Source organism: Paenibacillus sp. FSL W8-0186, assembly GCF_037969765.1.
GTDB lineage: Bacteria > Bacillota > Bacilli > Paenibacillales > Paenibacillaceae > Fontibacillus > Fontibacillus woosongensis.
Window position 1 is genome coordinate 474,750 of the sequence record NZ_CP150207.1, and the last position, 25,002, is coordinate 499,751.

General features: G+C 46.9%; 20 protein-coding genes. 19 read left to right on the forward strand and 1 reads right to left on the reverse strand.

Translation table 11 applies throughout. The features are described from left to right. Positions 1-237 precede the first annotated feature (237 nt). The 19 genes from MKX50_RS02080 to MKX50_RS02170 all read left to right on the forward strand — a co-directional run bounded on the left by MKX50_RS02080 (position 238) and on the right by MKX50_RS02170 (position 24,167). Positions 238-2,991, forward strand: a complete 2,754-nt coding sequence (locus MKX50_RS02080) for an EAL domain-containing protein (protein WP_339158275.1) — start codon at positions 238-240, stop codon at positions 2,989-2,991. Positions 2,992-3,028: 37 nt separating this feature from the next. After that, positions 3,029-3,943 carry a nucleoside hydrolase gene (locus MKX50_RS02085; protein WP_339158276.1) on the forward strand — a complete coding sequence of 305 codons (915 nt, stop codon included), beginning with the start codon at positions 3,029-3,031 and terminating at the stop codon, positions 3,941-3,943. A gap of 212 nt (positions 3,944-4,155) precedes the next feature. Beyond that, the gene (locus MKX50_RS02090; RefSeq protein ID WP_339158277.1) at positions 4,156-5,517 is read left to right on the forward strand and encodes an ABC transporter substrate-binding protein; all 1,362 of its coding nucleotides are present in this window, start codon (positions 4,156-4,158) and stop codon (positions 5,515-5,517) included. A 94-nt stretch (positions 5,518-5,611) separates the two neighbouring features. Beyond that, on the forward strand, positions 5,612-6,493 hold the full coding sequence (locus MKX50_RS02095; protein ID WP_155611640.1) for a sugar ABC transporter permease: 882 nt from the start codon (positions 5,612-5,614) through the stop codon (positions 6,491-6,493). After that, complete coding sequence (locus MKX50_RS02100) at positions 6,493-7,317, forward strand: carbohydrate ABC transporter permease (protein WP_055106938.1); 825 nt, start codon at positions 6,493-6,495, stop codon at positions 7,315-7,317. The genes MKX50_RS02095 and MKX50_RS02100 overlap by 1 nt, the downstream gene beginning before the upstream one ends. A gap of 72 nt (positions 7,318-7,389) precedes the next feature. Then, on the forward strand, positions 7,390-8,379 hold the full coding sequence (locus tag MKX50_RS02105) for a LacI family DNA-binding transcriptional regulator (protein ID WP_339158278.1): 990 nt from the start codon (positions 7,390-7,392) through the stop codon (positions 8,377-8,379). Positions 8,380-8,490: 111 nt separating this feature from the next. Further along, complete coding sequence (locus tag MKX50_RS02110; RefSeq protein WP_339158279.1) at positions 8,491-9,432, forward strand: alpha/beta hydrolase; 942 nt, start codon at positions 8,491-8,493, stop codon at positions 9,430-9,432. 41 nt (positions 9,433-9,473) lie between these two features. Then, a complete protein-coding gene (locus tag MKX50_RS02115; RefSeq protein WP_339158280.1) occupies positions 9,474-10,433 on the forward strand; it encodes a carbohydrate kinase in 960 nt (319 codons plus the stop codon). 11 nt (positions 10,434-10,444) lie between these two features. Next, entirely contained in the window at positions 10,445-11,914 is a 1,470-nt protein-coding gene (gene gtfA / locus MKX50_RS02120; protein WP_339158281.1) for a sucrose phosphorylase, read from the forward strand. A 29-nt stretch (positions 11,915-11,943) separates the two neighbouring features. After that, positions 11,944-12,756 (forward strand): alpha/beta hydrolase-fold protein, encoded by an 813-nt coding sequence (locus MKX50_RS02125; RefSeq protein WP_213590853.1) that lies wholly within the window; start codon positions 11,944-11,946, stop codon positions 12,754-12,756. A 113-nt stretch (positions 12,757-12,869) separates the two neighbouring features. Then, positions 12,870-14,567: a histidine kinase gene (locus tag MKX50_RS02130; protein ID WP_230202479.1), complete on the forward strand. Its 1,698-nt coding sequence runs from the start codon at positions 12,870-12,872 to the stop codon at positions 14,565-14,567. A gap of 18 nt (positions 14,568-14,585) precedes the next feature. After that, entirely contained in the window at positions 14,586-16,172 is a 1,587-nt protein-coding gene (locus MKX50_RS02135; RefSeq protein WP_339158282.1) for a helix-turn-helix domain-containing protein, read from the forward strand. 112 nt (positions 16,173-16,284) lie between these two features. Further along, on the forward strand, positions 16,285-17,832 hold the full coding sequence (locus MKX50_RS02140; RefSeq protein WP_055106930.1) for an ABC transporter substrate-binding protein: 1,548 nt from the start codon (positions 16,285-16,287) through the stop codon (positions 17,830-17,832). A gap of 70 nt (positions 17,833-17,902) precedes the next feature. Then, on the forward strand, positions 17,903-18,829 hold the full coding sequence (locus MKX50_RS02145) for an ABC transporter permease subunit (protein WP_055106929.1): 927 nt from the start codon (positions 17,903-17,905) through the stop codon (positions 18,827-18,829). 10 nt (positions 18,830-18,839) lie between these two features. Beyond that, complete coding sequence (locus tag MKX50_RS02150; RefSeq protein ID WP_055106928.1) at positions 18,840-19,733, forward strand: carbohydrate ABC transporter permease; 894 nt, start codon at positions 18,840-18,842, stop codon at positions 19,731-19,733. A gap of 43 nt (positions 19,734-19,776) precedes the next feature. Continuing rightward, entirely contained in the window at positions 19,777-20,583 is an 807-nt protein-coding gene (locus tag MKX50_RS02155; protein WP_339158283.1) for a Nif3-like dinuclear metal center hexameric protein, read from the forward strand. 399 nt (positions 20,584-20,982) lie between these two features. Further along, entirely contained in the window at positions 20,983-22,299 is a 1,317-nt protein-coding gene (locus MKX50_RS02160) for a sugar ABC transporter substrate-binding protein (protein WP_339158284.1), read from the forward strand. A 100-nt stretch (positions 22,300-22,399) separates the two neighbouring features. Beyond that, positions 22,400-23,293, forward strand: a complete 894-nt coding sequence (locus MKX50_RS02165) for a sugar ABC transporter permease (RefSeq protein ID WP_213590857.1) — start codon at positions 22,400-22,402, stop codon at positions 23,291-23,293. A 16-nt stretch (positions 23,294-23,309) separates the two neighbouring features. After that, positions 23,310-24,167, forward strand: coding sequence for a carbohydrate ABC transporter permease (locus MKX50_RS02170; RefSeq protein ID WP_244996406.1), 858 nt, complete (start codon positions 23,310-23,312; stop codon positions 24,165-24,167). Here MKX50_RS02170 and MKX50_RS02175 read toward each other — a convergent pair. Further along, positions 24,078-24,953, reverse strand: a complete 876-nt coding sequence (locus MKX50_RS02175) for an AraC family transcriptional regulator (protein WP_213590859.1) — start codon at positions 24,951-24,953, stop codon at positions 24,078-24,080. The genes MKX50_RS02170 and MKX50_RS02175 overlap by 90 nt on opposite strands. Positions 24,954-25,002 lie beyond the last annotated feature (49 nt).

Genomic DNA, 25,002 nt, shown 5'->3' on the forward strand with positions numbered 1-25,002 from the left:
ATTACGATATTACAATATTAATTGCAAGTCTGTGATATTGTCCACAGGACTAGAGAAAAGGATAGGTAAAAATAGCACCAGGTTCCATATATCATATGTTAATATTAGTCAATATAGGGAGAAATTCTACATAGTTACAATCGCCATAGCTCCATTTTCCCCATTATATTTCCTCTCCTTGTAGTGATTAGACATTTTATGCAGCATAAAGGAGGAGCCCGGGTGCTAGGAATACATATGATGTTTTTACTCGGCATAACCACGCTCGGCATGTTTTGTTCACTCGTGTTAACGGTTCAGTTCAGAAAAAAAATGCTGGCCGAAAGAGCCTTGTTCCATGATATTTTTGACTATGGGCGTATGTGTATTTGGACGGTCAAGCTGGACAAGACCATCGTAAGGCTTAACAGTTACGCGGAAAGACTGATTGGGGTCAACGGCAGTGAGGTTGTCGGCCGCAAGTATGATGAGATTGCGGAGCTTTGCAGCGGCTGGCAGGAAGTCATCGCGCTATTGAATGATGCGCTTGCGAATAAATTCGTTCAGGATAAGGAGGTGATGATCAGCTTCGGGAGCGGAGAACGGTTAAGGACATTCTCGTTCAGGACTTCGGCCATCGGCGGGGGAAGGAGCTCGGCAGAGTCGGGCCGCATTGTGCTGATTGGAATGGATATTCATGAACATAGGATGTCCCAGGACAAGCTGCAGAGCAGTTACCAAGAATTGGAGGCGACCTATGAGACACTGACGGCCACGCAGGAAGAAATGCAGCGCCAGTTCGACGAATTGGTGGCCAATCAGGAGAAGCTTAGAGTCAGCGAGGAAAGATTCAGGCTGGCCACCCGCGGATCGGGTGCCGTCATCTGGGACATCGACCCAGCCGTAGGCGTATATTTCGTCTCGGACCGGTTCTATGATTTGCTAGGTTATGACCGCAGCGAGATTGAGCTGACCGTTCAAGGATTAAAGAAGGTCATACATCCTGATGATTGGGCGGACACGGAGCGTGCGCGACAGGCCTGCTTAAATGGATATACACCCGTGTACGAAAGCGAGTACCGCATCAGGAGGAAGGACGGGGCCTATTTATGGATGCAGGCCAGGGGGATTACGAGAAGGAACGGCGAGGGTCAGGTTGTCCGCTTTGCTGGCTCAATGATCAATATTACGGAACGAAAAAGGTATGAGCTAAAGCTGGAGGAGAGCTGCCGCGAGCTGGAAGCCGCATGCGAGGAGCTGAAGAATACCCAGAAAGAACTGCTCGAAAACTATGAGAAGCTAGTTGAAAACCAGGATATGCTTCGCCGGAATGAAGAACAGCACCGGCTTGTGATCGAAGCCTCGAACGCCGGCATATGGGAGATGGATCTGCTCCGCAACAAGAGGTTCTATTCAGCCCGCTGGTTTGAACTGCTGGGCTATACGAAGGATGATCATGTATCCAGCGATATTCTGGACAATCTTATACATCCAGACGATCAAGAAACAGTGCAGAAGGCGATGGATGCGGCGACAAGAGGGGAGACAGAGCTGTTTGAGTGCCGGTACAGGCTGCGGGTAAAAAGCGGAGAATACCGCTGGTTTCTTGGCCGGGGCAAAGCGTTGTTTGACAGGCGGGGACGGGCATACCGCATGGCCGGAACGCATGAGGATATCCATGAATTGAAGCTCTCTCAGGAGAAGCTGCACCAGCTGGCTTATTACGACACCTTGAGCGGCCTGCCGAACCGGCTGTACCTGTTGAAGGAGTTGGAGGGCTATTTTGCTTCATCGGAAGAGAGGGCGGCGGTATTTTTTGTGGATACCGATAACTTTAAATACGTCAATGATACGATGGGACATAAGTTCGGGGATCAATTGCTGATTGAAGCCAGCCGGAGGCTGTCCGACATGGTCGGCCAACAGGCCATGCTGTTTCGCCTTGGGGGCGATGAGTTTGTCGTGTTCATGCGCAGCATTAGGGATGAAGCAGAGGCGATCGCTGCCGCAGAAAGGGTTATTGCAGGCTTCAAGGAGCCGTTTAGGATTAATGGCACGGATTTGCAGGTGTCGGTGAGCGTGGGGGTCTCCTTCTATCCGAAAGACGGCCGCGCGGTGGATGAAATCTTGAGAAACGCAGATGTGGCCATGTATAATGCCAAAGAAGCGGGTAAAGGTAAATATGTGCTGTTCGATCCGGCTTATTTGCGGACATTCAACGAGCGGATTCAATTGGAGACGCAGCTTCGCCATGGTATTGAGAATAAGGAGTTCATTCTGCATTATCAGCCCAAAATCAGCCTCAGGACAGGCCGGATTATGGGCTTTGAGGCCTTGATCCGCTGGAACAGCCCAGCGCTTGGCTTGCTCGCGCCGCTCGCTTTCATCCGGATCGCTGAAGACAGCAGATTAATCGTCCCGATCGGGGAATGGGTGCTGGCGGAATCCTGTAGGTTCGCAGCGCAGCTGCAGGCGGAAGGGTATGGGCAGCTGCGGATATCGGTGAATATTTCGATCGTTCAGCTTATGCAGGAGGATTTCGTCGATATGGTGCTGCGAATCTTGAGGAACACGGGACTGCCTCCGGAGCATCTGGAGCTCGAAATTACGGAATCGGTGTCTGTCGGCATGGTAGCGCCCGACATATTGATCGCAAAGCTGGGCAGGCTGCAAGCTGCAGGGGTGCGCCTCGCGCTGGACGATTTCGGCACGGGATACATCTCACTCAGCTATTTGCAGCAGCTGCCGCTGACGACGCTGAAGGTCAGCCGTTCGTTTATCGCGCAAATATCGGATCAAGGGGATGACCGTTCACTTGCCCGGGCCATGGTGCTGATCGGCAGGCGGCTGGGCTTGAATGTCGTGGCCGAGGGCGTAGAGACCGTGAAGCAGCTGGAGCATGCGAAGCAGTCGAAATACGATCTCATTCAGGGCTTTTATATCAGCAGGCCTTTGCCTGAAGAGGAAGCGTTGTCACTGATCCGAAGCAATAAAGTATACAAGATGTGCTGAATTTAGCTTCTTCAACTTAGGGAAGGAGGAAGACGAAATGAAACCGGTCATTATGGATGTAGATACAGGCATTGATGACGCCTTGGCTATCGCTTACGCAGCCCGCTCTCCTGAACTGGAGCTCATCGCACTCACGACCTGCTTCGGGAATATTTCCGTTCAGGAGGCTACGCGGAATTCTCTGTACGTGCTGGAGAAGCTGGGCAAGCCTGTTCCTGTATACGAAGGAGCGAAGCTGCCGATAAGCGGCAGTCTGAAAAAAGCCTACGCCAGGCATATTCACGGGCAGGACGGGCTCGGCAATACGTTCCGGGAAGAACCTCAAGGCCATAAAGCCGAGCTGGCAGCGGCCGAATATATCATTCGGCAGGTGAAGGAGCGGCCGCATGAGATGACGATTATTGCCGTAGGGCCGCTGACCAATCTGGCGCTGGCGATCGAGAAGGCGCCGGACATTATCCCGCTGATTGGCGAAGTTGTCGTCATGGGCGGAGCGGTGACTGTCCCCGGCAACGCTACGCCGTACGGCGAGGCGAATATCGTGGCCGATCCGGAGGCGGCTGCGGCCGTCTTCGCATCAGGCGTACGGCTGACGCTGGTCGGGCTGGACGTGACGATGCAGACGCTGCTGTCCAGCGGGTCTTTGCAGAAATGGCGCCGTTCCGGCGGTGAGCTGGGAGGATGGCTTGCGGAGATGACGGAGTTCTATATCGGCGCTTATGAGGCGCGCTTTCCCGGCATCGGCGGCTGCGGATTGCATGATCCGCTTGCTGTAGGTGTGGCGATAGATCGGAGTTTTGTGTCATTCGACCGAATGCGGGTTGCTGTTGTAACCGAAGGAGAAGCTGCAGGCCAAACGGTAGGTTCGGTTGAAGGGGAACCGAGAATCGAAATATGTACGAAGGTAGACGCCGAGCGCTTCCTGCAGCATTTTTTAAGTCGTGTTATATAAGCTATAGAAGAACCCATAGAAGAACCCATAGAAGAACCCATAGAAGAACAGCCCTTGTGGTCATAAGCCTGAGGGCTGTTCTTGATTCATGGTAAATAACCTGTGTTTTTATTTGTGACAACCGGTTGACACAATGTATGTCAATCGTTTATCATAAAATCGAACATGAATGAATGCGCATTCAAGCTACTGGCAAAAAGGGGGAAATGATTTTGAAGAAATTTAAGGGTATCAGATGGACGGCAATGCTATGCTTGGTTTTGGTGATTTCTATGTTAACCGCTTGTTCTGCTGGCAATACGTCATCCACCAGCAACAGTCAACAGGAAGGGGGAGAAAGTTCTCAAGCCGCTAAAAATGTTAAGCTTACGTTTTTTAACACCTCAGCGGAAGTAAATACGGTGTTTGAAGATTTGTTCAAGAAGTATCACGAACTAAATCCAAATGTAACGATTGAATTGATTCCGACGCCAATTGGCGGCGCCCAAATTCAGAAATTCCAATCTTTGCTGGCGTCCGGCAACCCGGCAACCATTGCCAACCTGGATGCGGGAACGATTTTGCAATATAAAGATAAGTTCCTGGATTTAGAGCCGGAGAAAGCGAAATACGAAGAGTTGACGAAAGAAGGAGCTGTAGAAGGAGCTCTGCTGGAGGGGAAATTCCTTGGCATTCCTTGGTCAGCTCAAGGTTATGGACTGCTGTATAATAAGCGGGTCGTTGAAGAAGTAATCGGTGGACCATTCGATCCATCTACGATCCAAACGCGGGATGCACTGGAAGATCTGTTTAAGAAAATTGAAGCAGCCGGTAAAGCGCCAGTTATGGTCCATGGGGCAGATTGGTCTTTGGGCGCTCATTATCTGGGTCTGACTTATTCGTTGCAATCTGATAGCGTAGACGAAAATCGCAAGTTTGTGGATAGCCTGATGGATGGCTCTGTTACGCTTGCGGACAACCCGCAATTCAATGGTCTGATCGATACCTTTGATTTGTTAAAGAAATACAATGCAAGAAAGAACGACCCGCTTGTTGCAGACTACAATAAAGATAGCGCTGACTTCGCCAAAGGGGATGCAGCTTTCTATTTCATGGGAGACTGGACTTGGGCGGTTATCGGAACGCTGGAGAATCGTGATGAAGAATTCGGCTTAATTCCAGTCCCAATCAGCAATAACCCCGAAGATTTCGGAAACACTCAAGTAGCGTACAGCCAGCCTAAATTGTTCGCGATTGATGATTCTGGTTCTTCCGCAGAGCAGCAAGAAGCAGCGAAAGCATTTCTTGAGTGGCTGGTGACCAGCCAAGAGGGTCAAGAAGCTATTGTCAGTCAAATGGGATTAGCCCTGCCTTACAAGGATGTAAAAGTAACAAGCACAAATGTGATCTCCAATGCGGTTGAGCAATACGTGGACCAAGGAAAAGTGATCAACATTGGAGTAATCAACTATCTGCCGCAAGATTATTGGTCTATGACTGGAGCATCGATGCAGAAATATCTGTCTGACATCATTGACCGCAACGCGCTTGCAGGGGAAGTACAGGCTTATTGGATAGATCAAGCTCGTAAATAAGAAGTCTATTCACAAAGGAGGACGGGACTGGGGTTTTACTTCGGCCCGTCCTTCATCTAAAAGGCTAAACATGGACATATAAAGGGGCAGCAACATGATTAAAAAAAATTTTCTAAGGAATACGGGCACGTTTCTAGTTTTTGGGGGACCCTCCATCTTCGCCTTTATCGCTGTCATTGTAATTCCCTTTTTTGTTGGAATGTATCTGACGTTCACCAACTGGGATGTTCGATCGGCTGACACTGCATTTATTGGGCTTGCCAATTACATTGAAGTGTTTAAAGATAAAGTATTTCTCGGCCAGTTATGGTTTACGCTGAAATACGTTTTTTTTACGGTGTTGATTGCTAACGGCTTTGCCTTCTTTATTGCACTTTTGCTTACAAGCGGGGGAAGAGGAGAGCAGTGGCTGCGCACCGGATTTTTCACCCCGAATCTGATTGGCGGTATCGTTCTCGGATATTTGTGGCAGACGCTGTTTTCGCAGGTGCTTCCTTACATGGGGCAAAAATACGGCTGGTCCTTGTTCCAGACTTCGTGGTTAACAAGTACAAACACGGCGTTTTGGGCGTTGGTCATTGCAACGGCCTGGCAATTGATCGGTTATTTGATGATTATTTATATCGCGGGCTTCTCTGGTGTTCCTACGGATGTGCTGGAAGCAGCATCCATCGACGGAGCCAGCCGGAAGGCAACAATTCAGAAGGTCATTCTGCCTCTAACGATCCCGGCGATTGTCATCTGTGTTTTCATCTCATTATCTCGCTCCTTCCTAACCTACGACATCAACCTTGCCTTAACTAAAGGTGGTCCGTTTGCCTCGACGGAGCTGGCTACCTATCATATTGTGCAAAAGGCATTTTTGTCGAACCAATATGGAGTCGGTCAGGCGGAAGCAGTTGTATTGTTTGCCGTAGTGGCGATTATTGCACTTACGCAATCATACCTGCTTAAGAGATTGGAGGTCGAATCTTAATGGATACGCATCGCAGAGGCTCAACGGTTAAAAACATACTATTGTATTTGCTGCTGCTCGTTTTTTTAACTCCATTTTTGATGATTATCATGAACTCTTTCAAAACGACGCAGCAGTTCGTTGAAAATCCGTTATCCTTCCCGAAAAACTTGAAATTCGAAAACTATGTCAGTGCTTATCATAATATGGATTTTCTGAGCAGTTTTTTGAACTCCATGATTATTACAGTTGTTTCCGTGCTGTTGATCTTGTTTTTTTCGGCGATGACCGGATATCTGTTCGTTCGGTTTAATTGGAAGATTAACGCTATTATATTTTTTGCGATGCTGGCCTCCATGGCTCTGCCATTTCAGGTCATTATGATTCCGCTCGTGATGTTGTACGGCAATATGGATCTGCTGGATATGAAAACAACGTTGTTTTTCATGTATTTAGGCTTTGGTGTTCCATTTGGCGTGTTTACTTTCCATGGTTTCATCAAAGGGGTTCCTTTTGAACTGGAGGAGTCAGCATTCATCGAGGGCAGCTCCAGGCTTCGGACCTTTTTTCAAATTGTTTTGCCGCTGTTAAAGCCTGTTTTCGTAACGCTAATGGTGCTCGATGTGCTGTGGATCTGGAACGACTACTTGCTGCCAAGCCTGGTTCTTTTATCGCCGTCACAGAAGACGCTACCTCTCTCTACGTATAATTTCTTCTCGTCGTATGCTGTGGATTTTGCTCCGTTGATGGCAGGGTTAATTATGACAATTATTCCAGTTCTCATATTGTATCTATTCCTGCAGAAGCATATCATTAAAGGAATTACGGAGGGTGCTTTGAAGTAATTATAATAGCGATGTTTGCTGTAATAGAGATGGACTATTTATAATGGTTGTAAAAAAACAAGGTGGTATTTCATGCCTAAAATTGAAGATGTGGCTAAAAAGGCAGGAGTGTCTGTCACGACGGTTTCCCGAGTGCTTAATAATAGAGGCTATATTAGCGAGAAGACAAGAGCTAAGGTAAATCAGGCAATAGAGGAGCTTAATTATCAGCCTAATGAAATGGCTCGGGCTTTGTTTAGAAGAAAATCGAATATGATCGGCCTTATTATTCCTGCTGTATCGCATCCTTTTTTTAGCGAGCTGACCTATCATCTTGAGCACTATGCCGATCAGCAGGGATACAAATTGTTATTGTGCAATTCGAACCGGGACGTCGCTAAAGAGCTTCAATATATCGATATGCTGAAGAAGAACCAGGTCGATGCCATTATTATGGGAAGCGCAGTATTGGATGTCCAGCACTATTTGAATTTGAATTTACCAATCATTTCATTTGACCGCACTATAGCTGATGACATTCCCATTGTAGCCTCTGATAACTTCATGGGAGGCAAGCTTGCGGCAAGATTACTTCTGGACAATGGCTGCCAGAATCCAGCCTACCTTTATCGAGGGATTGATGGGCCGCATCACCAAGCTTTGTTGGCTAGCGAAAGAGCGAAGGGTTTTGAAGAAGAATTTCTCGCCATTGGAACGAAACCTGTCCATTTGCAATTGGAGGTAAATAAAGGGGAGGATTCCGAACCCGACAATGAAATCATTCGTTTCTTGCAGCAGCATCCGGAAGTGGATGGTATATTTGCCAGCAGTGACTTTATTGCCGCCGAGGTGCTCCAGGTCTGCCATCAATTAAAAAGGAGCATTCCAGACGAAATTAAAATCATTGGATACGATGATGTTAAAATAGCCTCGTTAGTTTATCCCCGGCTCAGTACGATCAGGCAGCCGGTTAGGGAAATGAGCAAATGTAGTATTGATTTGATCGTGAGGCAAATTAACGGGGAAGTCGTGCCTAAGATCAATGTGTTTCCCGTTTCCTTGATAGAGAGAGAAACGACTTAAAATAAGTCAGGTATGGCAGAGTAATTTTAGAACCAAATATGTCAACCGGTTGTCATATCGATTGGACTTCATCGGGTTTTCATACAGGAAGGAATCAGGAGGAATAGTCATATGGATTTTATCAATAGAGTAGCTCCGGAGTTGCGGGAGGGATTGGAAAGTGTTCCTGTCTTCAGGCTCCCCGAAGATTTGCAAATGATGAGAGAACAACCTCGGAAGCCCGTACTATCCGAGCATGTCCACATCAAGAAACGCTGGATAAACGGTGCGGATCATCAAGAGATGCTTGTAAATATATATGAGCCGATTCACAGAGCCAGCAAGGAATTGCCTGCGCTTCTTTGGCTTCATGGCGGGGGATATGTCATGGGGCATCCAGATATAGATGACATTATTTGTATCAGCTTTGCAGAGAAGACCGGTTGCGTCGTCGTATGCCCGGATTATCGGCTTGCCCCGGAGCATCCCTATCCGGCAGGGATTAATGATTGTTATGCGGCATTGGTCTGGATGGTACAAGCAGCAGAAGAATTGAGCATCGACACCTCCCGTATCGCGGTCGCCGGCGCTAGTGCTGGTGGAGGCTTGACGGCGGCATTAACCCTGATGGCGCGGGATAAAGGAGGTCCGGCCATTTGCTTCCAAATGCCGCTATACCCGATGATAGACCATCGTAACGAGACCCCTTCGAGTTACGAGATTACTGATCCCGCGGTGTGGAATAGACACAATAATTTGGAAGCATGGAAAATGTATCTTGGTGAAGAGGAAAAAGATGAGGAGAAAATATCGCCGTATGCCGCCCCGTTTTGGGCGAAAAGTTTCGTAGGTTTGCCTCCGACCTATACGTGCGTAGGGCAGCTGGATCCATTTCGCGATGAGACGATCCAATATGTTGCACGGCTTGCCCAGGCTGGCGTTGATGTGGAGTTTCAACTCTATCCAGGAGGCTATCATGCCTTTGAATATACCGCTCCCGACGCGGAGATCAGCAAGCGTACAAAAGATGGGTATATTCAGGCACTGGCGAGGGCATTTAACGCCGCCAAATAATCTTTTCCCTTAATTTAAATATAAATATCGGAGGGAAACGCATGTTTGAATTAGACGATATCATTCCGCTTGGAGATAAATCCAATGATTTGCTAGCAGTAGGGGAACTGCTTGTTGATATGATTTCCAATGAATACGACGATGGCAGCTTCGAATGCGATGGATATACCAAGTTTTCCGGAGGAGCTCCCTCCAACATCGCGATGAATGTAAATCGGTTAGGTATTCGTTCTGAAATCGTCTCGGCGGTAGGGAATGATGGATTTGGAACATACCTTCTGCGGCGATTGCAGCAAGAAGATATGGACACAAAAGGCATACAGAGGGTAGATGCTTCCACGAGCCTGGTGGTGGTTACAAAAAGCAGGACAACCCCGATCCCCATATTTTATCGCGACGCTGATTATCAAATGACATTCGATGCTTCGTTGGAGCAAAGGATAGCCAACTCTAAAATCGTTCACTTCTCCTGTTGGCCCATCTCCCGAACGCCGGCGCGACACACGCTCGAAAAGGTAATCGAAGAAGCCCGCTCTCAAGGTCTGCTCATCGGCTTTGATCCGAATTATCATCCCATGATTTGGCAGCGGGGCGAGGATGGGGCGCAATATGTTAAATCCATCATATCTAAGGTGGATGTGATTAAGCCATCGGAGGATGATGCTGAACGCTTGTTTGGGAAGGATGAGCCCGTCAAACAGTTGGAGAAATTTCTTGAATTAGGCGCGAAGCTTGTCATTATGACATTGGGTAAGGATGGAGCCATTGTATCCAATGGCAAGGAGACGCTGTCCTTCGACTCTTTGGCAACCGAGATCGTGGACACCACAGGAGCTGGGGATGCGTTCTGGTCGGGATTCTATGCGGCATTAATCAAGGGCCACAGCATCAGGGAGGCGCTCCATCTTGGATTTGCAGTCAGTGCGTACAAGTTAAGATTTACGGGTGCAGTGGTGCATTTGCCGAGGCTGGATGTTATTAAAGAACAATTTAGTTTGTAGGAGGTCTAGAAATGGCAATTAAGAACCAAGTACAACTTATTACGTATCCGGATTCTATGGGCGGGGATTTAAAAACACTGAATCAGATGTTAAACAAGCATTTTTCAGATATTTTTGAGGGTGGCATTCACATCCTTCCTCCATTTCCTTCCTCTGGGGATCGAGGCTTTGCCCCATTGACCTATCTGGAAATCGAGCCGAGCTTTGGCACTTGGGACGAGATTCGGGAGATCGGGGAGAAGTTTGATGTTTTGCTTGATCTCATGGTCAACCATATATCAAGGCAGTCACCCTATTTTCAAGACTTCCTCGCCAAGGGGCGCGACTCGCAGTATGCCGATCTCTTTCTGACTCTAGACAAGGTCTGGGAAGACGGCGAACCGGTACAGGCAGATATTGATCAAATGTTTTTGCGCCGCCCGCAGCCTTACTCGACCTTCCAAATCGGGAAGGATGGCAAGGAAGAAAAGGTATGGACGACCTTTGGTAAAACAGATCCTTCCGAACAAATCGACCTGGATATCCAGTCCCCGCTGACGCGGCGGCTTTTTGAAGAGTTTTTTGAAAATTTCAAGAAACAAAACGTCAAGATTGTCAGGCTGGATGCTGTCGGCTATGTCATTAAGAAACTGGGAACCAGCTGCTTCTTCGTTGAGCCGGAAATTTATAAGTTCCTTGACTGGGTCAAGGAGCTCGCTGATTCGTATGACATTGAATTGCTGCCGGAGGTGCATGCGCATTACTCCACCCAATTCAAACTTGCCGAGCATGGCTGCTGGATTTATGATTTTATTTTGCCTTATCGGGTTCTAGAAGCTTTGATCAACCATTCGAGCGCGGAGCTCAACCAATACCTGAAGACTCGCCCGCATAAGCAGTTCACGATGTTAGATTGCCACGACGGTATTCCTGTGAAGCCGGACCTGGATGATCTTATCGATACAACGGAAGCAAGAAAGCTGGTGGACGTCTGTCTGGAGAGAGGCTCCAATCTAAGCCTGATTCTATCGGATGAGCATAAAGCGGCAGATGGGTTTGATGTTCATCAAATTCGCTGCAGCTATTATAGTGTCCTTAATCATGATGATGACGCCTATATGGCGGCAAGAGCCATTCAATTTTTTGCACCGGGCATTCCGCAGGTATATTATGTAGGACTGCTGGCTGGCGAAAACGATATGGAGCGCGTTCAAGAGACTGGCGAAGGGCGCGAAATCAACCGGCACAATTATACCGTGGAGGAAATTGAACAGGCCTTGGAGAAAGATGTTGTTCAACGATTGCTGAAGCTGATTCGTTTCCGTAATTCGTACGATGCCTTCAACGGGGAATTCCGTGTGCTGGATTCGCCAGACCATGAAATTCGTCTTCAGTGGCAAAAGGGCGAGAAAAGCTGTGAGCTGGCGATTAACCTGCAAACCTATCGCTCCGTGATCAAGTACGCAGATGACATGAATCATACCGTTGAGTATATTGTCTAAGTTCACTTCACGAGGAAGGAGTTAGATCCATGGCGACGATACAAGTTAACTTTTTCTCCAAGTGTCTGCGCAGAGAAGTGACATTTAATGCTCTATTGCCGGTGGATTCCCCGGTTATTCCTGGGCAGACGGAGGAAGAGCATAGAATCAAGCCGCTCAAGACCTTGTATCTGCTTCATGGGTATTCAGGCAGTCATGGGGACTGGCTAAGCTATTCGAGAATCCGTGAGCTGTCGGACAAACATAAAATCGCTGTGATTATGCCGTCCGGGGAAAATCACTTTTATGTAGACGACGAAGATCTGGGGGCGCTTTACGGGGAGTTTGTAGGCAAGGAGCTGGTAGAGTTTACGCGAACGATGCTCCCGCTGTCTACGGACCGGGAAGATACCTTTATCGGCGGCTTGTCGATGGGGGGTTACGGAGCTATTCGTAACGGCTTGAAATACGCAAGCCATTTCAGTAGAATCATTGCGCTGTCATCGGCGATTCTTCCTTATAAAATCGCAAACGCGGCTCCGGATTTCAAGGACGGAATTGCCGATTATAAATATTTCAGACGGGTGTTTGGCGATTTGGATCAACTCCTCGGAAGCGATAAAGATCCCGAAGCGCTTGTTATGGGCTTGAAGGAATCGGGCGAGCCTATTCCTCAAATTTATATGGCTTGCGGTACGGAAGACTTTTTGTTGGATGTCAACCAGCGTTTCCGCGATTTCCTAGTGCGGGAGAATGTTCCGCTAACCTACGTGGAAAGCGCTGGTGCCCACACCTGGGATTTTTGGAGTGAATATATCGTGTATGCCATAGAATGGGCTCTGGGCAATAACCCCAACACGTAGATAATCTAATGATTGCACACCCATGCCTCTACAGAGCGAATCGTTCTTGTAGGGGCTTTTTTTGACTTAGCTAAGTAAACGAGGGGAGAGGTTGAGTGATGAGGGGCGGAAGCATGTTTAAAACGAACAGCATTGTTTTCAAATTCTTGGTACCCCTGACGATTATTCTATTCATTCTGTTCTCGGTGCTGCTCCTGAGCAATATTTACTCGCTGGAAGTGGTGCGTAATCATTTTCTCAACAATGCCCGGAATACCCTAGAGATTTATGTGGAGAACATTCATAACAACCTCAGCATTTACTCCAAAGATCTGACCGAGGTGTTTGAGAATAACATCGACATCGCTATAGATCGTTCTAACAATGGTGATGACAGCAGTTATTTTCAGGATATTCAGTTAATGAATGCTTTAAAAGCCAAGGTCTCTAACAACTATTCCAGCGATGGGGTGTTCATCAAGCTCCCTGGCAGTGCGGCAACGCTTATTCAATTTGGAAATCGCTCTGAAATAGCCGATAAGCTGATTTTGGCTGATTTCCTGGATCGTCATGAATTCAGGCCGGATTCCCAGACAGAAATAGACCAATGGACAGGTTTAATCATTCAAGATCAGCATTATTTATTCAAATTTATTACGTACAATGACATTACTTTTGGCACATTCGTGAAGGCAAGCAGTTTGTTATCGATCGCGGAGAGGGAAGGGGACGGCTTCGGCCATTATGTCTTAAGCAACCATGAAGGGATTATTCTTGCTTCGACAGACTCCGGGTTCGTTGGCGGTGAAGCAGCGCTACGGGGGCTTCGGGACAGGCATGAGGATAGCTATCTATTTATATCCGAGCCGATCAACGAGTTTGGCCAAATCATCCATATTGCAGCGAAGCAAAATATTTTTTCCGGTCTAAAGTTGATCCAATGGCTTATCATTTCGCTTGGCGTCATTTCTATTATCGTGATTCCGCTGTTGCTCCGGTGGCTGGCAAAAGACATTTTACAGCCGATTCTGGAACTAGTCCGAGCGGCTAAAGAAGTGGAAACAGGGCAGCCGGAATTCCCTCTCCCGTCGGAACGTTATTCGCTGGAGTTTATGAAACTATTTCACTCTTTTCATTCTATGGTAAACGAGATTACGACTTTGAAAATTCGTACCTATGAAGAACAAATCGAGAAGAGTCGCAATGAGCTGAAGTACCTGCAAATGCAAATTCGGCCGCATTTTTTTCTCAACGCGATCTCGACGATTTCGAGTCTCTCCTATCAGCAGAAGAATGAGGAAATCAGGGAATGGATCAGCCTGTTGTCCAAGCATCTGAGATACATGTTTAAGGGCGCGTTTACGTTCGTTCCCATTTATGAAGAGATGAGTCACGTCGAAAATTATATTCGCATGCAAGAGATTCGATACCCCGATCAGATCTTTTACATGACAGACATCGATTACAGGGCAGGAGAAATTGAAATACCGCAATTTTTGATTCAAACCTTTGTGGAGAACATCTTTAAGCATGCCATGACCTATGGGGAGATGTTGTCTATATTTATTCGGGCTGACATTGAAATGCTGAATGAGGAACCCTTCGTTAGAATCGTGGTGGAAGATAACGGAGAGGGATTTCCCGAGGCGTTACAGATTCATGAACCTGTACAGCAAGAAGCCAGGGAAACCGACGGCCAAGTGGGAATTGCCAACATTCGCAGAACGCTTCAGTTGATCTACAAGCGAGACGATCTATTGTATCTCTCGAATGTGGAGCGGTCTGGTGCGAGAGTTGAGCTGCGAATTCCTGTTTATGCAAGGGCGGATTGATTCTTAAGGAGGGTAATTATGCATTGCTTGCTGATAGATGACGACATTCCTACGATTGAGGTGCTTCGTGACATGATCCGCTGGAATGATTTTGGCATTATGCGGGTGTCGCAGGCACACAGTGTTCAGGAGGCCAAAGCGATCTTTGCAGTGGAAGCGCCTGATCTCGTGATTTGTGATATTGAAATGCCCCGAGGTACCGGGATTGATATGATCAAATGGGTTCGGGAGCAAGGTTACGAGGGAGCCTTTATCTTTCTTACCTGTCATGAGAGTTTTGACTTCGCCTCCACCGCGATCTCGTACAACGCAGACTCGTACCTGACCAAACCACTGGATAAGCTGAAGCTGGAAGCGGCATTGCGGAAATCGGTGGAATCACTCAAACGAAAGAGAATGCTGGGCGAATACCGGAAGCTAGGTCTCACCTGGTTGAAAAATAAGGCATTCGTAGAAAAAAGTTTCTGGAAGGATGTACTGAGCGGCACCATAAATTCGCGACTCGATCTGATTCAGGTCGAAATTCGTAAACGGGATTTGTCTTTGTCGGTCGAGCAAGGTTATATCTTGTTTCTAGCGAGCGCTCAGCGGCATGATTTGGATCAGCATTGGGACATGAATGTCTTCATTTATGCCTTGTCGAATTTGAGTTCGGAAGTGATGTTTGATCAACCCGGCCATGAAAGGGTCATTACTTATCCAACAGACAGCCGGATTTATACGATGATTGTGTATGAAGCGAGAGAGAATAATGACCAATTGCATGTGAAAGCAGAGAGGTTGAACCGGTTGTGCAGGCAATATTTCAAGTGCCATGTTACGTGCTATATCAGCGAGGAGAGGAGTATCGAGGAGCTGGCGCAAGCAAAAGCCGAACTGGAGAATATGGACATATCCAATCTGATTTTCAGAGGGGGTATTCACTATGAAAGAGATCATTTCAATTACAATACGTCGGAACGATATACGCTGAATACGCGTCATTATGCGGCGCTATTCGTTCAGAAGGAACAGATACAAATCGTCAATCAGTTGAAAAAAGAGCTGGAGCAGCTTACTGCTCACAACAAGCTGGATCCGGCTACGCTTCATTCGATTCGAGAGGATTTTCTTCAAGTCGTCTACTCGTTCCTTGCGGGCAACCAAATTCAAGCCCATAAACTGTTCTCCGATGATGTCGCCCAGCGATTGTACCAAAGATCCGATGGCAGTATATTCGATTTCATGAAGTGGGCGCACATGATAACAGAAATTTCGATTGAGACCACCAAGGAAACGCTGCGTTCTGAAGGGGTAGTTGAGCGGGCCAAGCGGTTTATCCATCAGAACTTTAACCTGGATATAAGCCGGGAGGATGTTGCTGCCTGTGTTTTTCTAACGCCGGATTACTTAGCTAAAGTGTTCAAGCAAGAAACAGGTTTAACGATAAAAGAATATTTGAACGAATATCGAATTGAACAGGCCAAACGGTTGTTGATTGAAAGTACGGCGAGCATCAGCGTAATCGCATCGAATACTGGATTTGACAATATTTCCTATTTTTCTACGTTGTTCAAGAAGCTTACGGGCGAAACGCCGAATGCTTATCGGGCTAATCATAAATAGTTGTTCGAAACACTTGTTTTTGAAAAAACATACCGTTTTTTTAAAAGTCATGTGGTTTTCAAAGGGATAAGATATTACTGAAATCACAGTGACAGGAGGCAAGAATACAAACATGAGAAGAAAAAAGGGGATAGTGTCTTTACTGCTAACGATTCTGATGCTTAGTTCAATCGTGGGGGGATGCGGCAATTCAGGGGACTCAAAGGCCAATTCACAAGGCGCTGGAAGCGGATCGGCCAAGGCCGATAAAATCGTTTTTGCCATGCCATCTTTTAATCGAATTCCAGATAATATCAACAGAGTTACAGAAGCCATTAATGCAATAACGATTCCAAAAATCGGAGTCGAAGTGGATTTCAAAGTATTTGGCCCTGCGGATTACGCCCAGAAGGTGAATTTAGCTCTGCAGAGTGGAGAGCAGATGGATGTATTTACAACCCTCGGCCAATTTACGAGCTATGTATCCAAAAACCAGCTATACCCGCTGGAGGATCTTCTCCCAGAGCATGGCAAAGATTTACTGGCGATTATTGAGAAAGACTTTGGGCCGGACATGCTGAAATCGACCACCTTGGACGGCCATATTTACGGCATACCCGTCAATAAGGGGATGTCGATACCGAGCAATATCGTCTACAATGCGGACATGTTGAAGGAAGTCGGCTTCAGCGCCGATGACATTCAGTCCGTCGACGATATGCCCAAAATTTTTGATGCAATTAAGCAGAAGTATCCGGAAGTCATTCCATTTGGTCCAGTCAATGTAAATCCGAGCGATCCAGGCCTTATTTTCCTGTTAAAAGGAATGTACGAGGTTGATTTCCTATCAGACACCACCGGGATCGGGGTAGTTATCGGCGACGATTCACAGGTATTGAACTTTTACGAAACGGAGGAGTTCAAACGTGGCGTCAGCATGATGAGAGAATGGTTCAATCAAGGCTATCTGGAGAAGGATGCGGCGACAACCTCAATCGCTTTCTCGGATATGATTGCCTCCGGGCGGGGATTCTCCTTTATGGCCTCGTACAGCGGCTTGGAAGCTGCGAAGGCATTAAGCGCGCAAACGGGCAAAAACCTAGAGATGAAGCGGATCGCCCCCTATTATTTTGAGACCGGTGCGGTAAATATGGTGAGTTGGATGGTTTCCAGTACGACCAAAGCTCCGGAAGGGGCTGTGAAGTTCCTTAACCTGCTGTATTCGGATCAAGAATTGATCAATACCGTATTGTATGGCATCGAAGGCGAGGATTACGTCAAGGCTGGCGAGCATCATGTGAAATTTCCAGAAGGCAAGGATGCTTCCACCGTGGGCTATACCGCCATGCTGAGTACGGGAATTGTAGGCTCCGAATCTTTGCAGTATCAGCTTGAAGGCGTAAATTGGTCAGATGTGGAACTGAAGCTGCGAGAGAATAAGGAAACGAAGATGTCCCCGTTCTTTGGCTTCATCTTTGATCCTAGCGATGTAAAAACACAAATGAGTGCGGTTACCAACGTAGTGAACCAGTATCTGCCTGGCCTTGTATGCGGAGTATTGGATCCTGAGACGTCCATTCCGAAGTTTGTAAAGGCGTTAAACGATGCGGGGGCTGAGGCGATTATTAAGAGCAAACAAGAACAACTGGATCAGTGGATTGCTGGACAAAGCACCCAGTAAGCGTTAATCAAGTGTTGGGCGAGGTGGGTTCGAGTCGAGTCCGCCTCGCGTTAATGGAGGAGAACATCGTATGACAACCACAACGGCGAAATCGAAAGGACCCAAAAAGACGCTTCCGCTCTTGCTTCTAGCGGCTCCCGGGCTGCTCTACTTTATTATAAACAGTTATATTCCCATGATAGGTATCTTTATTGCCTTTAAGGATATCAACTATGCCAAAGGGATATTCCGAAGTGATTGGATCGGATTCGACAATTTTAAGTTTCTGTTTCAAACGAGCGATGCCTGGATCATGACGAGAAACACGCTTCTATACAATGTCGCTTTTATCGTGCTGGGGACGATTCTATCGATCCTTATCGCGATCTTGATGTCGGAATTGCTCAGCAAAGCATTCTCTAAGATATTTCATACTAGCCTTATATTACCCAATCTTATCTCCATGGTCGTCCTTTCGTATCTTGTCTTTGCGTTTCTGAATGCGGACAGCGGGTTCATTAACAACTCGATTCTTATACCGCTTGGCCTGCCGGAGATCAATTGGTACTCGGAGCCGCAATACTGGCCTTTCCTGTTGGTTTTTATCCAGCTCTGGAAAACCGCAGGGTACGGATCTATCGTGTACATTGCGTTTATAGCAGGGATAGATAAGAGCGTCTATGAGGCTGCGAAGATCGACGGTGCAGGCAAGCTCAAGCAAATATGGACGATTACTTTGCCGCTGCTGAAGCCAACCATTGTTATTCTGACATTAATGTCGATCGGCAGGATTTTTAATTCAGACTTCGGTTTGTTTTATCAGGTTCCTTTAAATTCAGGCGCCTTGTACAGTACGACGCAAACGATTGATACTTACGTGTATCGTGCGCTGATGCAGGTTAACGATATTGGTATGTCTGCCGCCGCAGGTCTTTATCAGTCGCTAGTCGGGTTTATTCTTGTCATGGTGGCAAATGCCATTGTCAAAAAGGTTAACGCGGATAATGCGTTGTTTTAGGAGGCACATCATGATTCAAACTAGAGGTGAAAGGATTTTTTGGCTTTTTTCCATCGTTGTTATGGGATTGTGGGCTATACTGGCTTTTTTGCCCTTTATTCTGATCGTTGTCGCTTCCTTTACAGACGAGTCGGCCTTGATTCGGAACGGATACAGCTATTTTCCTGAGAAGCTGAGCTTGGACGCCTATCTTTATATGGTTTCTTCAGCATCCACTTTTGCTAGAGCTTACGGTGTGTCTTTTCTGGTTACGATTTTGGGTACGAGCATCGGACTTCTAATTTCAAGTATGCTGGCATATCCCATGTCAAGAAAGGATTTCAAATATCATAACGTATTGGCATTCATTATTTTTTTTACCATGCTGTTTAGCGGAGGCATCGTACCTTCTTATATCATGTGGACGAAGTACTTCCATATCAAAGACTCCTTGGCGGCATTGATTGTGCCCAATTTATTGACGAATGGCTTTTATGTGCTTCTCATCCGCAACTACTACAAAAACAATGTACCCAGCGAACTGATTGAAGCCGCACAAATCGACGGTGCCTCGGAACTGCGGACGTTCTTTCGGATAATGCTGCCACTGTCTGTTCCGGTCATGGCAACGGTGGGGCTGTTTATGGGATTGGCCTACTGGAACGATTGGATTAACGCCTTATACTACATTACATCACCGAAATATTATGGCATTCAAAACATGCTAATCAACCTGATGAACAACATTCAGTTTCTTAAATCCGGGCAGGCCGGAAACGTGATTGGTGCAGGTGCGGTAGAGCTTCCGAGCACGGGGATTCGCATGTCGATGGCAGTAATCGGTATATTGCCGATTGTGCTGGTGCTGCCGTTTCTGCAGAAGTATTTGACCAAAGGGGTCGTTATTGGCGCCATTAAAGGATAAGAAGCGAACATAAGACTAGCTTGTTGTAAAGGAGAATAAATGCATGAAAGTACAAGATGTTATCGATCGAATCCTGCTCGACTCCTGCGGCGGGAAACAGTTGACTGACACCTGCGATCAATTGGTATCCGGCAGCCCCGACATGCAGGTGACAGGGATTGTGACCAGCTTTATGGCGACTGTGGATGTGATTAAGGAAGCTATTTCGCTCGGAGCCAACATGATCATTACCCATGAGCCTACTTACTATACCGGGGCAGATCGTCTCGATTGGGTGGGGGAGGATCCTGTATATTTAGCTAAGAAAAAATGGATCGACGACTACGGAATTGCGATTTGGCGGTATCATGATCATATGCACATGGCGCAACCTGACCGGATCTATGCGGGACTTCTGAAAGAAATTGGCTGGGAGAAGCATCAGGCCAATGAAGACAGCCCTTGGATATATATTATCGAGCAGACGACTGTGGGGGAACTCGCGCAATTTTTTAAACAAAAACTGTCCATGGACACTTTGCGCATCGTAGGTAATCCCCATATGCCTTGTTCTCGGATTGGAATTTTGGTTGGTGGAGGGAGCCTGGGGCTGGGACAGGAGCATATGCCGATGCAACTGATGAGAGAGCAGAACCTGGATGTCATGGTTTGCGGAGAAATCACGGAGTGGACGCTATGTGCATACGTCAATGACGCTGCCATGCTAGGAATGAATAAGGCGATGCTGATCGTCGGTCATGAGCGAAGCGAGGAATGGGGAATGAAGCATATGGCGGATTGGCTTCAGCCCCTCGTTAGCGATATTCGCGTAAGTTTTGTGGATGCAAAAGAGCCGTTCCGGTATTTATAAAGTAAGGTCTTGAATAAATGACACCTTCAAGCATGTATATCATGTCGTAAGATATGAAGACATCTGGAAGGTGTATTTTTTTATTAGCAGCTATTATTGAGGCGTGTTCACGATATTAGAATAAATCAATATTAAATTAGAATATGTCATTGAATCAAATCGTTCAAAGTTTTAATGTTAGAATATAATGAAAACGCTAACAATCGAGTTGTCATATGGAAAGGGGGCTTGTCTAGGGAGTTTGCTGAGTGACAAACGAACACTAGTATATTTCCATAGAACGACATGAAATAAGAATATATCAATAAATATCCCGGTTTTTGTCCTTAGTCAGGAGATTATGTTTACTCATCGATTCACGACACTTTGATCAGCGTGCAATAGAAGAGGGGGATGCATATGAGAAGATTTTTGGCAATGTTGTTGGTCGGGATTTTAATTATGACCCTCGTGGCATGTGGAGGGAATAACACACAGACGAATGGCCAGCCGGCCGATCCGGACAAGAAGGGTCAGGAGATTTCTGGGGAAATCACGGTGTTTGGATGGGGTGGCGGGGAAGAGCTTCAGAGCCGGAAGGAAGCCACCAAAATTTTCAAGAAGCTGTATCCAGGGGTGAAAGTGAATGAAATCTGGCTGCCGGCGGATAACATTGACGTGAAGCTGGATGCGGCTTTGGCCGCAGGGAATGCAGGCGATGTCATCATGATGTCTCCTGACTGGAAGGGGCTTCGCTCTAAATGGTTTGAAGATTTGAATCCTTATATCGAGCGGGATAACCTGGATCTCGAGGCTCTGCTCACGCAAGGTGTTGACGGGGGGTATGTAGATTCCGATGGAAAAAGGGAAGGAATGCCGACCACAGCCTCCGATTTTATGATTGCATATAACAAGGAAATTTTCGATAAAGCCGGTGTACCGTATCCGACAAATGAATGGACGTGGGATGAATTCGCTGAGGTTTCCAAACAAGTATCTTCAGGAGAAGGGGCAAACCGGGTTTACGGCATCGTGTCACACTGGATTCTGCAGAGCTTGGCCCCGTTTGTGTACGGTGGAGCGCCGTATAACGAAGATTGGACGAAGCAGACATTAGATGACCCGAATACGATTAAGGGTTACCAATTGTTTGGCGACCTCGTTAAGGCCGGGGCGATGCCGGATGATGCCGCCGCCAAGAGCATGCCGATGGACCAGATGTTCGCGGCTGGAAAAGCTGCCATGTACCCGATGGGCTTGTTTGAAGCATCGACGATCGCAAAAAATGTCGGAAACAACTTTGAATGGGGGATCGTGATGCCTCCGAAAGACCCGTCGGGGAAAACCGTGAACATTAAATTTCAAACGGGATTTGCGATGAACAAGGCCTCCAAGAACAAAGAAGCGGCGTGGGCTTATATTAAGACGGTGTCCCTGAATAAAGAAGTCGGCGATTTGTACAGCAAAGTAAACCTTCCTGCAGCCAAGGAAGCAGCCGAAAGCACCTTTGTAAATATGAAGATTGAAAATACAGACATCTCCATGGTGGATTTTGTGACAGGACTGCAAGATGCTATTACCTTCCCTTGGGGAGGCGCGATATCCAAGGCGGGAGACCTGTATGCGCAAATGTGGCAGCAGGTGACGATTCAGGGCAAATCGGCTGAAGATGCGGCGAAGGAATATGCATCGCAAATTCAATCCGCCTTTGATTCCATCCATCAAAACAGAAAGTAAGTGGGTATGACGGCTAGAGTTAGGGGAGGGTATTTAACTCAATATCCTCCCATGCTTTAAAATTCAGAGTCTCCTAGGGAGGCTCCGGGGAGGCGAAATAATGAAGGCGCGAAAAAACAGCATTGCAAAGAGAGAAGAAAGGCATTTTTTCTTCTTTATCTCGCCATGGCTTTTGGGCTTTTTGATTTTCACCCTGTATCCCATGATCTTTTCGGTCATATTGGTCTTTACGAATATGGATATGACGGGCACTGGAAAATTCATCGGCTTTGCCAATATCATCCGGGCTTTTGTACAGGACCCGCTGTTCTATAAATCTCTGCTGAATACGCTGTACTTCGTACTCGTTTCCGTCCCGGTCAGTCTGATATTAGCCTTCCTGATCGCACTACTGCTCAATCAAAAGATCAGAGGGGTAGGCTTTTTCAGAACCAGCTTTTATATCCCGTACATCACTTCCGGCGTTGCAGTTACGTTATTGTGGGGATGGATTTTTAACGCGCAATATGGACTTATTAATTATTTCCTGTCCCTGTTCGGAATCTCGGGACCAAGTTGGTTGAGCGACACCAAGTGGGCGATGCCTGCGATCATTATCATGGGGGTCTGGACGATCGGCAATTCGATTATTATCACCCTCGCGGGACTGCAGGATATTCCGGAGCAATTATATGAAAGTGCTGAAATAGATGGGGCGAATGGTTTGGTGAAGGTCATGCGCATTACGCTGCCGTTGGTAACCCCCACGCTGTATTTCAACTTGATCATGGGGATTATCGGCGGGTTTCAAATCTTCATGCAGCCTTACATTCTGACAGAGGGCGGCCCGAGTTACGCCACATACACCTACATGATGCACATTTATAACAATGGGTTCAAATATAGTGAGATGGGCTATGCATCAACCTTGGCATGGTTATTGTTCATTGTCATTATGATCATAACCCAGATTGTAAACCGGACCTCCAAATACTGGGTCTATTACGACAATTAAGTTGGGAGGCATTACTGTGGACACCTACTATAAGAGTAAAAGAACCGGCGATTTAATCAGATACAGTCTGAGTTATGTGGTCTTGATCATTTGTGCGGGTATCTTCATTTTTCCGTTCCTATGGATGCTTTCCACGGCCTTTAAAATACCGTCCGAGGCTTATACCTTGCCTCCGAAGTTGTTTCCCAAGACATTCACACTGGATAACTTCATCGAGGGGTGGAAGTATGCGGACTTCACGCGTTATACATTAAATACGTTGACCGTAACTCTACTCGCCACGTTGGGAACGGTCCTCTCCGCATCCTTCGTAGCCTATGGGTTTGCCAGGTTCAAATCACGATACAACAACCTGCTGTTTACTGCCGTGCTCGCCACATTAATGCTGCCCAGTCAAGTTACCCTAGTTCCTACTTATCTCTTATTTACCAAAATGGGCTGGCTGGATACACTGAAGCCGCTTATCGTACCTTCTTTTTTTGGCGGAGGTGCGTTTAATATTTTTCTGCTGCGGCAATTCTTTAGATCGATTCCGAAGGATTTGGATGAAGCCGCATATATTGATGGCGCAAACGCCTTCCAGATCTATTATAAAATTCTGCTCCCGGCTATAAAGCCTGCTTTAATTACGGTTGCCCTCATGTCTATAACCTTTCATTGGAATGACTATATGTCGCCGTTGATATACCTGAACAGCGATCAGAACTTTACCTTGGCAATCGGCTTGCAGTTCTTCCAGAATTCCTTTGGTTCGTCGCAAATTCAGATGCTGATGGCCGTCTCCTTAATAACGGTGATTCCCGTACTTATTCTGTTCTTCGTGGGGCAGCGGCATTTTGTTCAGGGCATTACGATGACGGGAATCAAGGGATGAGACCTCTGCTCTGCCGGTCAGACTGCGGGTATGCTTGTGAAAGTTTCTTGGCGTGTACCCGGTTAACTGTTTAAACTGCCGGCAGAAGTGCTCCACATTGTGGTACCCGCATCGATCGGCAATTTCGGCAACCGTGTGTGTACCATGGATCAGATATTCTTTAGCCAGCCGAATTCGGCTATGGATGACATCGTCCATACAGGAAATCCCGAAGTTTTTTTTGTAAATCCATTGAAGATAACCCGGACTGATGCGAAGAATCTCCGCCATCTTTGGAACCGACCAATGCTGGCCGGGGTCGTTGTGAATGGTGGCCCGGAGCTTTAACAGGTTATAGTGCTGCGGAGTAATCTCATCCTGGAAGTAAGACTCCAAGAGTTTATTAAACAGCGTTCGAAGCAGGCAGTCGATAGACGACTCTCTATAATCATTGCTGAATGAATTTTCGCTTACGAGCAGCTGAAATAACTTGTGACAGTACTCCGGGTCATCTAAAGCGAAAGGAACACCGAAAGGGAGCGATGTTTCGGTCACATAAGGCTCGTCGGATTCGAAACGAATCCAATTGTTGATGTATTGCTGGGAACAGGCCCGGTAGTAAATTTTCTGCTTCGGCTGATAGAGCACAGCGCAGTGAGCCGGGTATTCCTTCAATTCCCCGTCCACCCAAAATTGAGCCGGAGTTTGCGTGATCACTAAAAGCCAGCAGTCATGTCCTTCGGGAATATCAAAAATAAAATGGCTATTGTGTGCCGCATCATATTCCACATAGAAAATCTTGGTCATGCTCCTCACCTCAATCAAAGGGAATATATCTATGAATACAAAGAGTATA

Coding starts and splice junctions, on each gene's coding strand:
- MKX50_RS02080 (WP_339158275.1), top strand. CDS start 238: ATGATGTTTTTACTCGGCATAACCACGCTCGGCATGTTTTGTTCACTC.
- MKX50_RS02085 (WP_339158276.1), top strand. CDS start 3,029: ATGAAACCGGTCATTATGGATGTAGATACAGGCATTGATGACGCCTTG.
- MKX50_RS02095 (WP_155611640.1), top strand. CDS start 5,612: ATGATTAAAAAAAATTTTCTAAGGAATACGGGCACGTTTCTAGTTTTT.
- MKX50_RS02100 (WP_055106938.1), top strand. CDS start 6,493: ATGGATACGCATCGCAGAGGCTCAACGGTTAAAAACATACTATTGTAT.
- MKX50_RS02105 (WP_339158278.1), top strand. CDS start 7,390: ATGCCTAAAATTGAAGATGTGGCTAAAAAGGCAGGAGTGTCTGTCACG.
- MKX50_RS02110 (WP_339158279.1), top strand. CDS start 8,491: ATGGATTTTATCAATAGAGTAGCTCCGGAGTTGCGGGAGGGATTGGAA.
- MKX50_RS02115 (WP_339158280.1), top strand. CDS start 9,474: ATGTTTGAATTAGACGATATCATTCCGCTTGGAGATAAATCCAATGAT.
- gtfA (WP_339158281.1), top strand. CDS start 10,445: ATGGCAATTAAGAACCAAGTACAACTTATTACGTATCCGGATTCTATG.
- MKX50_RS02125 (WP_213590853.1), top strand. CDS start 11,944: ATGGCGACGATACAAGTTAACTTTTTCTCCAAGTGTCTGCGCAGAGAA.
- MKX50_RS02130 (WP_230202479.1), top strand. CDS start 12,870: ATGTTTAAAACGAACAGCATTGTTTTCAAATTCTTGGTACCCCTGACG.
- MKX50_RS02135 (WP_339158282.1), top strand. CDS start 14,586: ATGCATTGCTTGCTGATAGATGACGACATTCCTACGATTGAGGTGCTT.
- MKX50_RS02140 (WP_055106930.1), top strand. CDS start 16,285: ATGAGAAGAAAAAAGGGGATAGTGTCTTTACTGCTAACGATTCTGATG.
- MKX50_RS02145 (WP_055106929.1), top strand. CDS start 17,903: ATGACAACCACAACGGCGAAATCGAAAGGACCCAAAAAGACGCTTCCG.
- MKX50_RS02150 (WP_055106928.1), top strand. CDS start 18,840: ATGATTCAAACTAGAGGTGAAAGGATTTTTTGGCTTTTTTCCATCGTT.
- MKX50_RS02155 (WP_339158283.1), top strand. CDS start 19,777: ATGAAAGTACAAGATGTTATCGATCGAATCCTGCTCGACTCCTGCGGC.
- MKX50_RS02160 (WP_339158284.1), top strand. CDS start 20,983: ATGAGAAGATTTTTGGCAATGTTGTTGGTCGGGATTTTAATTATGACC.
- MKX50_RS02165 (WP_213590857.1), top strand. CDS start 22,400: ATGAAGGCGCGAAAAAACAGCATTGCAAAGAGAGAAGAAAGGCATTTT.
- MKX50_RS02175 (WP_213590859.1), bottom strand. CDS start 24,953: ATGACCAAGATTTTCTATGTGGAATATGATGCGGCACACAATAGCCAT.